Here is a 9,617-nt window from a genome sequence, read left to right as displayed (position 1 = left end):
ACTACCTCGTCAACTCCGGATACGGTTCCGTGTGAACGAGTCCCGCTCTAGCCTGGTCGGGCCGAAGCAAACAGCGCGTCGACAGACCCGCCGTTGTCCCGAAGAGTCTGCTCCACCCGCCTGCGGCTGTCGTAGTAGAAGAGGGCGAGTGACCGGCTGCCCGCGGTCCGCAACCGGGCGGCCTCTGCGTCAGAGAGCGTGCCGCCGCCGGCGACATAGTCGCAATAGCCCTCACGGACCCAGACCGGATATTGACCGTCGGCAAGCGGGCCGAAGCGGCCGCGGATCAGCAGGTGGGTTCTCTCGTGGGCGATGACGCCGGTCAGCGCCCGGCTTCCCGCGACGGTCGAGCCGTTCCAGACCCTGTCGCCCGCGACGCTGGATCGGTTGATCACGATACTCCCGCCGAGAGATCGGGTCAGGCCGAAGCTTGTGCCGGCGCCCAGCGAAAGGATCCGCCATCGGGCGCCGCCGGCCGTCAGGAGAATCGGGCGTCTCAGCACGCCGGGGGCGAATATCGCGCTCTCGCGGACCCGGGCGTCGGCACGGGCGACGACGTCATCAATCTCCGGCGGAATGGGCGTAGACGAATATATGGGGGTTTCACCGGCCATCGCCCGGTAGGGAAAGAACAGCAACCGGGGAAAGAACAGGCTCGCCGACAGGTACAGGCCAGCCGCGACGACAAGCAGCGCCACAAGGATCCAGAGCGTACGCTTCCCGTCCATTCAGCCCCCGGTCGTACTTCCCGACGGCCAGCCTAGCCTGAAAGGCCGGCGCGGCCCAATCCGCCCGGGCGACCAGCCGCGAGAAACGAAAAAGGGCGGCCCCGTTCCCGGAGCCGCCCTCTTCATTTCAGTCCGGGACCGAAGATCAGCCTTCGCTGTTCTCCAGCTCCAGCGCCAGGTCGGCGGGAAGCGGCTCGATGGCCGCCTCGCGGGTCGAGGTCAGTTCGGCGTCACGCTCGTTGGCGATCTTCTGCAGGGCGCGGAGATAGGCGCCCGTGCCCGCCGGGATCAGGCGGCCGACGATGACATTCTCCTTCAGGCCTTCCAGCGTATCGACCTTGCCGTTGACCGAGGCGTCGGTGAGGACGCGGGTGGTCTCCTGGAAGGACGCCGCCGAGATGAAGCTGCGGGTCTGCAGCGACGCCTTGGTGATGCCCAGCAGGACCGGCTGGGTGGTGGCCTGACGGCCGCCACGCTTCTCGACCTTCTGGTTCTCGAGCACGGCTTCCGCCACCTCGACCGTGTCGCCGCGGATCAGGGTGGTTTCGCCCGAGTCGAGGATCTCGACCTTCTGCAGCATCTGGCGAACGATCACCTCGATGTGCTTGTCGTTGATCGGCACGCCCTGCAGGCGATAGACCTCCTGCACTTCGTTCACGAGATACTCGGCGAGGGCCTCGACGCCCTGGATGCGCAACAGGTCGTGCGGATCCGGGTTGCCGTCGATGATGTAGTCGCCCTTGTTGATCAGATCGCCGTCGTGGACGGAGATGTGCTTGCCCTTGGGAATCAGGAACTCGACCGCATCACCCTGTTCGCCATCGGCATTCGGCTCGGGGGTGATCTTGATGCGGCGCTTGTTCTTGTAGTCGCGTCCGAATTCGACGCGGCCGTCCATCTCGGCGATGACCGCGCAGTCCTTGGGACGACGGGCTTCGAACAGCTCGGCCACCCGCGGCAGACCGCCGGTGATGTCGCGCGTCTTGGCGCCCTCGGTCGGGACGCGGGCGATGATCTCGCCCGGCTTGACCACATCGCCGTTGTTCACGGACAGAACCGCGCCCACCGGCAGCAGGTAACGGGCGTCTGAACCCGAGGCCAGCTTGGCATAGGCGTCGCCCGAGGTGACGCCCATGGCCGGACGCAGGTCAGCCCCACGCGGGCTGGCGCGCCAGTCGCTGACGACGCGCTGGGCGATGCCCGTCGCTTCGTCGGTTTCCTCGCGGACCGACAGGCCCTCGACCAGGTCCTCGAACCGGATCGCGCCGCCGACTTCGGTCAGGATCGGAGAGGTGTAGGGGTCCCACTCCGCCAGGCGCTGGCTGCGCTTGACGTCCGATCCCTCGACCACCCGCAGACGGGCGCCGTACGGGATCTTGTGGCTCTCGCGGTCCTTGCCGTCGACCACGATGGTGACGACGACGTTGCGGCTCATGGCCACCAGATCGCCGTGCGCCGCCTTGACGGTGGGGCCGGTGATCCGGGCGATGCCGGGGTTGGTCGCCTCGTAGAACGAGGTTTCCGCCACCTGGGCCGTACCGCCGATGTGGAAGGTCCGCATCGTCAGCTGGGTGCCGGGTTCGCCGATCGACTGGGCGGCGATGACGCCGACCGCTTCGCCGATGTTGACGTTGGTGCCGCGCGCCAGGTCACGCCCGTAGCAATAGGCGCAGATCCCGGCTTCGGCTTCGCAGGTCAGGGCCGAGCGGACCTTGACCGACTGGACGCCGGCGTTGTCGATGACCTCGACTTCTTCCTCTTGCAGATAGGTGTCGGCCTTGAACAGGACAGTCTCGCCGCCCGGCTCCTTGATGTCCTCGGCCGCGTAACGGCCCAGAACCCGCTGACCCAGCGAGACCAGCACGTCGCCGCCTTCGACCACGGCGCGCAGGGTGATGCCCCGCGTCGAGCCGCAATCGTCCTCGGTGACGATGGAGTCCTGCGCCACGTCGACCAGACGACGCGTCAGATAGCCGGAGTTGGCGGTCTTCAGCGCGGTGTCGGCCAGACCCTTGCGGGCGCCGTGGGTGGAGTTGAAATACTCAAGGACGGTCAGGCCTTCCTTGAAGTTCGAGATAATCGGCGTCTCGATGATTTCGCCCGACGGCTTGGCCATCAGGCCTCGCATGCCGCCCAGCTGCTTCATCTGCGCCTGCGAACCGCGGGCGCCCGAGTTGGCCATCATGAACACCGAGTTGATATCCGGCGCCTGACCCTTGGCCAGCACGCGCGGCTGGGCGATCTCGCCCATCATCGCATCGGCGATCTTGTCCGTGGCCTTGGCCCAGGCGTCGACAACCTTGTTGTACTTCTCGCCCTTGGTGATCAGGCCGTCGGCGTACTGTTGCTCGTACTCCTCGACCTGGGTCCGGGTGGCGGCGACCAGGGTGGCCTTGGCGGCCGGGATGACGATGTCGTCCTTGCCGAAGGAGATGCCGGCCTTGGCGGCTTCGCGGAAGCCCAGCTGCATCATCTGGTCGGCGAAGATGACCGTCGCCTTCTGACCGCAGTGGCGATAGACCTGATCGATCAGGTTGCCGATCTCCTTCTTGGTCAGGTTCTTCTCGAGCAGCCGGTAGCCGATGTTGGCGTTCATCGGCAGCAGGGCGCCCAGCTTCATCCGGCCCGGCGTGGTGTCGATGACCCTGGTGATGACTTCGCCGGCGGCGTTCATCTCGGTCCAGCGCGCCTTGATCTTGGTGTGCAGGGACACGACAGCAGCGTCGAGCGCAGCGTCGATCTCGCCCATGTTGGCGAACAGCTTGCCCTCGCCCTTCTCGCCTTCCTTGATCAGCGACAGGTAGTACAGGCCCAGGACGATGTCCTGCGACGGCACGATGATCGGCTTGCCGTTGGCGGGCGACAGAATGTTGTTCGTCGACATCATCAGGACGCGCGCTTCCAGCTGGGCCTCGAGGCTCAGCGGGACGTGGACGGCCATCTGGTCGCCGTCAAAGTCGGCGTTGAAGGCGGTGCAGACCAGCGGGTGCAGGCGGATGGCCTTGCCCTCGATCAGCTTGGGTTCGAACGCCTGGATGCCCAGACGGTGCAGCGTCGGCGCGCGGTTCAGCAGCACCGGGTGCTCACGGATGACCTCGTCGAGGATATCCCACACCTGCGGCTGCTCGCGCTCGACCATGCGCTTGGACTGTTTGACGGTGCCCGACAGGCCCTTGGCGTCAAGGCGCGCATAGATGAACGGCTTGAACAGCTCGAGCGCCATCTTCTTGGGCAGGCCGCACTCGTGCAGCTTCAGCTCGGGACCCACGGTGATAACGGAACGGCCCGAATAGTCGACGCGCTTGCCCAGAAGGTTCTGGCGGAAGCGGCCCTGCTTGCCCTTCAGCATGTCGGCCAGCGACTTCAGCGGACGCTTGTTGGCGCCGGTGATGACCCGACCGCGACGGCCGTTGTCGAACAGGGCGTCGACCGATTCCTGCAGCATTCGCTTTTCGTTGCGGATGATGATGTCGGGGGCGCGCAGCTCGATCAGGCGCTTCAGGCGGTTGTTGCGGTTGATGACCCGGCGATACAGATCGTTCAGGTCGGACGTGGCGAAACGGCCGCCGTCCAGCGGCACCAGCGGGCGCAGTTCCGGCGGGATGACCGGCACGACCGTCAGGATCATCCACTCGGGCTTGTTGCCGCTTTCGAGGAAGGCCTCGATCAGCTTCAGGCGCTTGGAGGCCTTCTTGGCCTTCATTTCCGAGGGGCTGTCGGCCAGTTCGCCGCGGTGCTTTTCAGCCTCGGCGTGCAGGTCGATGCCGATCAGCAGGTTGCGCACGGCCTCGGCGCCGATCTCGGCGGTGAAGCCGTCATCGCCGAACTCGTCCTGATAGCGATAGAACTCGTCTTCCGTCAGCAGCTGGTTCTGCTTCAGCGGGGTCAGGCCCGGCTCGGTGACGATGTAGTTTTCGAAATACAGAACCCGTTCGACGTCCTTCAGCGCCATGTCCAGCATCAGCGAGATGCGCGACGGCAGCGACTTCAGGAACCAGATGTGGGCGACCGGGGACGCCAGTTCGATATGGCCCATCCGCTCGCGCCGAACGCGGGCCAGGGTGACCTCGACGCCGCATTTCTCGCAGATGATGCCCTTGTATTTCATGCGCTTGTACTTGCCGCACAGGCATTCGTAGTCCTTGGTCGGGCCAAAGATACGGGCGCAGAACAGGCCGTCACGCTCGGGCTTGAACGTGCGGTAGTTGATGGTCTCGGGCTTCTTGATCTCGCCGAACGACCACGACCGGATCTTCTCCGGGCTGGCGAGGGCGATCTTGATCTGGTCGAAGGTCGGAGTGACCGGGACCGCGTTGAAGATGTTCAGGACTTCCTGGTTCATCTTGTTTTCCTTCTGCGGCGGGGGGCCGCGAAAAATTAGTGGGTGGTGGCTGGTGATTGGTGGTTGGTGAGGGCGCGGGGGCTTTCCAGCCACCAATCACCAATCACCAGCCACCCTGAGGCGCGCTGCGCGCGCCTCAGCTGTTCTCCAGCTCCACGTTCAGGCCCAGCGAGCGCATTTCCTTGACGAGCACGTTGAAGCTCTCGGGAATGCCCGCCTCGAAGCTGTCGTCGCCGCGGACGATGGCCTCGTAGACCTTGGTCCGGCCGGCCACGTCGTCGGACTTCACCGTCAGCATTTCCTGCAGGGTGTAGGCCGCGCCGTAGGCTTCCAGAGCCCACACCTCCATCTCGCCGAAGCGCTGTCCGCCGAACTGCGCCTTGCCGCCCAGCGGCTGCTGGGTGACGAGCGAGTACGGACCGATGGAACGGGCGTGGATCTTGTCGTCGACCAGGTGGTGCAGCTTCAGCATGTAGATGTAGCCGACCGTGACCGGACGCTTGAACTGCTCGCCGGTCTGGCCGTCATAGACGATCGACTGGCCGGTGCGGTCGAGACCCGCCTTCTCCAGCAGTTCCTCGATGTCGTTGATGTGCGCGCCGTCGAACACCGGGGTGGCGAACGGAACGCCCTTGGACAAGTTGCGGGCCAGCTCGATCAGGTCCTCTTCCGAGTCGGGAAGCGGGGTGTCCGGGCCGTAGATGCTGACCAGGTGATCGACCAGGGCCTTCTTCTGTCCGCCCTGCTGCCAGGCTTCCAGAAGACCCTGGATCTGCTTGCCGAGACCGGCGGCGGCCCAGCCGAGGTGGGTTTCGAAGATCTGGCCGATGTTCATGCGCGAGGGCACGCCCAGCGGGTTCAGAACGACGTCCACCGAGGTGCCGTCTGCCAGGTGCGGCATGTCCTCGATCGGCAGGATCTTGGAGATGACGCCCTTGTTGCCGTGACGGCCGGCCATCTTGTCGCCGGGCTGAAGCTTGCGCTTCACGGCCACGAAGACCTTGACCATCTTCATCACGCCGGGGGGCAGTTCGTCGCCGCGCTGCAGCTTCTCGACCTTGTCCTCGAAGCGGCGGTCGAGCGCCTTGCGGGCGTCCTCGAACTGCTTCTTCATGGCCTCGAGCTCGCCCATCGCCTTCTCGTCGTCGAGGGCGATCTGCCACCACAGGCCGCGCGACAGCTCGCCCAGCTTGTCTTCGGTCACTGCGCCGCGGCCCAGGCCCTTCGGACCCGAGGTGGCGTTCTTGCCGAGGATCAACGGCTTCAGGCGGCCATAGACGTTGCGCTCGAGGATCTTGAGTTCATCGTCGCGGTCCTTGCCCAGCCGTTCGATTTCCGAACGCTCGATGGCGATGGCCCGCTCGTCCTTGTCGACGCCGTGGCGGTTGAAGACGCGCACGTCGACGATGGTGCCGGCGACGCCGGGCGGCAGGCGCAGGCTGGTGTCGCGGACGTCCGAAGCCTTCTCGCCGAAGATGGCGCGCAGCAGCTTCTCTTCCGGCGTCATCGGGCTCTCGCCCTTCGGCGTGACCTTGCCGCACAGGATGTCGCCCGGCTGGACCTCGGCGCCGATCGCCACGATGCCGGCTTCGTCGAGGTTGCGCAGGGCTTCCTCGCCGACGTTCGGGATGTCGCGGGTGATTTCTTCCGGCCCCAGTTTGGTGTCGCGGGCCATGACCTCGAACTCCTCGATGTGGATCGAGGTGAAGACGTCATCGCGTACGATACGCTCGGAGATGAGGATGGAGTCCTCAAAGTTGTAGCCGTTCCACGGCATGAAGGCGACGAGGGCGTTGCGGCCCAGGGCCAGTTCGCCGAGGTCCGTCGACGGGCCGTCGGCGATCACGTCGCCGACCTTCACCTCATCGCCCACGCGCACGATCGGGCGCTGGTTGATGCAGGTCGACTGGTTGGAACGCTGGAATTTCGACAGGCGGTAGATGTCGACGCCCGAACGGCCGGCGTCGGCTTCGTTGGTGGCGCGCACGACGATGCGGGTGCCGTCGATCTGTTCGACGACGCCGTCACGCTTGGCGACCACGACGGCGCCGGAGTCCACGGCCACGACCGCCTCCATGCCGGTGCCGACCAGCGGCGCGTCCGACTGCACCAGCGGCACGGCCTGACGCTGCATGTTCGCGCCCATCAGGGCCCGGTTAGCGTCATCGTTTTCGAGGAAGGGGATCAGGGCGGCGGCGACCGAAACGACCTGTTTCGGCGACACGTCCATCATGTCCACGTCGGCGCGGATCAGCAGTTGCGAGTCGCCGTTGATCCGGCCCGGAACCAGCTCCTCGACGATCATGCCGTCCTTGAGCTCGATGTTGGCCTGGGCGATCGTGTATTTCGCCTCTTCCATGGCCGAGATGTAGACCACCTCGTCCGTGGCCCGGCCGTCCTTCACGCGACGGTAGGGGCTCTCGATGAAGCCGTACTTGTTCACCCGCGCGTGGGTGGCCAGCGAGTTGATCAGGCCGATGTTCGGGCCTTCCGGCGTTTCGATCGGGCAGATGCGGCCATAGTGGGTCGGGTGCACGTCGCGGACTTCAAAGCCGGCGCGCTCACGCGTCAGACCGCCCGGGCCAAGCGCCGAAAGGCGACGCTTGTGGGTGATTTCCGACAGCGGGTTGGTCTGGTCCATGAACTGCGACAGCTGCGACGAGCCGAAGAATTCGCGCACGGCCGCGGCGGCCGGCTTGGCGTTGATCAGGTCGTGCGGCATCACCGTGTCGATATCGACCGAGGACATGCGCTCCTTGATGGCGCGCTCCATCCGCAGCAGGCCGACGCGGTACTGGTTCTCCAGCAGCTCGCCGACCGAACGGACCCGGCGGTTGCCCAGGTTGTCGATGTCGTCGATCTCGCCCTGGCCGTCCTTCAGCCCGACGAGGATCTGCAGCACGCGCAGGACGTCGTCCTTGCGCAGCACGCGGATTTCATCCGACACGTCCGGTGTTTCCAGACGCATGTTCATCTTCACGCGGCCAACGGCCGACAGGTCGTAGCGCTCGCTGTCGAAGAACAGCGAGTTGAACATGGCTTCGGCGGCTTCCGGGGTCGGCGGCTCGCCCGGGCGCATCACGCGGTAGACGTCGAACAGCGCGTCCTCGCGGCCGGTGTTCTTGTCGATGCGCAGGGTGTTGCGCATGTAGGCGCCGACCGTGACGTGGTCGATGTCCAGCACGTCGATGGTGGTGAAGCCGAAGCCTTCCAGCAGCTCGATGGTCGGGGCGTCCAGCTCGTCGCCGGCCTCGGCGTAGATTTCGCCGGTCTCGTAGTTCACGGCGTCGGCGGCCAGGTATTTGGTCAGCAGGGCGTCGGCGGCCAGCGACAGCGAGGTCGTTGTGTCGCCCAGCTTCTTGGCCTGACGGGCGCTGATCTTGGTCCCGGCGGCGGCGATCACCTCACCGGTGTCCGCGTCGACCAGATCGAACTCGGGCTTCACGCCCTTCCAGCGCTCGGCCTTGTACGGGGTGACCCAGCCTTCACCGCGCTTCTCGTAGGGCACGGTCTCGTAGAAGGTCTTGAGGATCTCCTCGCCGTCCATGCCCAGACCCATCAGGAAGGTCGAGGCCGGCAGCTTCCGGCGGCGGTCGATACGGACGTAGACGATGTCCTTGGCGTCGAACTCGAAGTCGAGCCACGAGCCGCGGTACGGGATCACGCGGGCGGCGAACAGCAGCTTGCCCGAGCTGTGCGTCTTGCCCTTGTCGTGGTCGAAAAAGACGCCCGGCGAACGGTGCATCTGCGAGACGATGACCCGCTCGGTGCCGTTGACGACGAAGGTGCCCTTGTCGGTCATGAGCGGGATGTCGCCCATGTAGACGTCCTGCTCCTTGATGTCCTTGACCGAGCGCGCGCCGGTCTCTTCATCCGCCTCGAACACGATCAGGCGCAGCTTGACCTTCAGCGGCGCGGCATAGGTCATGTCGCGCTGGATGCATTCCTCGACGTCGTACTTCGGGTCCTCGAACTCGTAGGAGACGTATTCCAGGATGGCGCGTTCGTTGAAGTCCTTGATCGGGAACACCGATTTGAACACCGCCTCGATGCCCTGATCCTTGCGCGGACCGCTGCGCACTTCACGCTGCAGGAACTGCTCATAAGAGGCGCGCTGCACCTCGATCAGGTTCGGCATCTGCACCGCTTCCGGGATGCGGCCGAACGAGTGGCGGATACGCTTCTTGCCGGTGAAGGTCGTGGCGTGTGCGAACTGGCCGTTGGCGACGGCGACTTCGGCTTTGGACTTGGCCATTCTGTCTTCCCAATGCGCAGGCCGGGCAGGCCGCGTTCAATGCAGCAGCCACGGCTCCGCCTCTCGGGCGACCCGTGACCATCGGTTTCGGCGTCCACCCTCGGGCCTTTCGGCTCCAGGACGCCTGAAATGTATGGCTCCCTTGGGGAGGAGCGCGCCTTCGCACCGGTCGGAGGGCGACAAACCGGGCCTCGGCGCTTTCGCGCGTATCTCATACGGAGTTAGCGGAACCGGGTCATATACTCGCTTTTCCGACGAAATAAAGGCCCGTTCGGCAGTTTTCGGGATTGAC

3 protein-coding genes are annotated in these 9,617 nt (G+C 65.3%); all 3 read right to left on the bottom strand.

The window, feature by feature from the left end; translation table 11 throughout:
* Positions 1-47: 47 nt before the first annotated feature.
* Positions 48-728, bottom strand: a complete 681-nt coding sequence (locus ACTIEW_RS10765) for a hypothetical protein (protein WP_439477896.1) — start codon at positions 726-728, stop codon at positions 48-50.
* Positions 729-873: 145 nt separating this feature from the next.
* A complete protein-coding gene (gene rpoC, locus ACTIEW_RS10760) occupies positions 874-5,070 on the bottom strand; it encodes a DNA-directed RNA polymerase subunit beta' (protein WP_439477895.1) in 4,197 nt (1,398 codons plus the stop codon).
* 136 nt (positions 5,071-5,206) lie between these two features.
* A complete protein-coding gene (gene rpoB / locus ACTIEW_RS10755; protein WP_439477894.1) occupies positions 5,207-9,325 on the bottom strand; it encodes a DNA-directed RNA polymerase subunit beta in 4,119 nt (1,372 codons plus the stop codon).
* Between the last annotated feature and the right edge of the window lie 292 nt (positions 9,326-9,617).

The sequence above is a fragment of the Brevundimonas sp. genome (assembly GCF_051860745.1).
Classification (GTDB): domain Bacteria; phylum Pseudomonadota; class Alphaproteobacteria; order Caulobacterales; family Caulobacteraceae; genus Brevundimonas.
Note: the sequence above shows the minus strand (reverse complement) of the source record. Positions and strands in the feature narration are given on the sequence as shown.

What these genes read in the sequence shown, in the direction of transcription:
- rpoC (WP_439477895.1), bottom strand. Translation starts at nt 5,070, where the DNA reads ATGAACCAGGAAGTCCTGAACATCTTCAACGCGGTCCCGGTCACTCCG.
- rpoB (WP_439477894.1), bottom strand. Translation starts at nt 9,325, where the DNA reads ATGGCCAAGTCCAAAGCCGAAGTCGCCGTCGCCAACGGCCAGTTCGCA.
- ACTIEW_RS10765 (WP_439477896.1), bottom strand. Translation starts at nt 728, where the DNA reads ATGGACGGGAAGCGTACGCTCTGGATCCTTGTGGCGCTGCTTGTCGTC.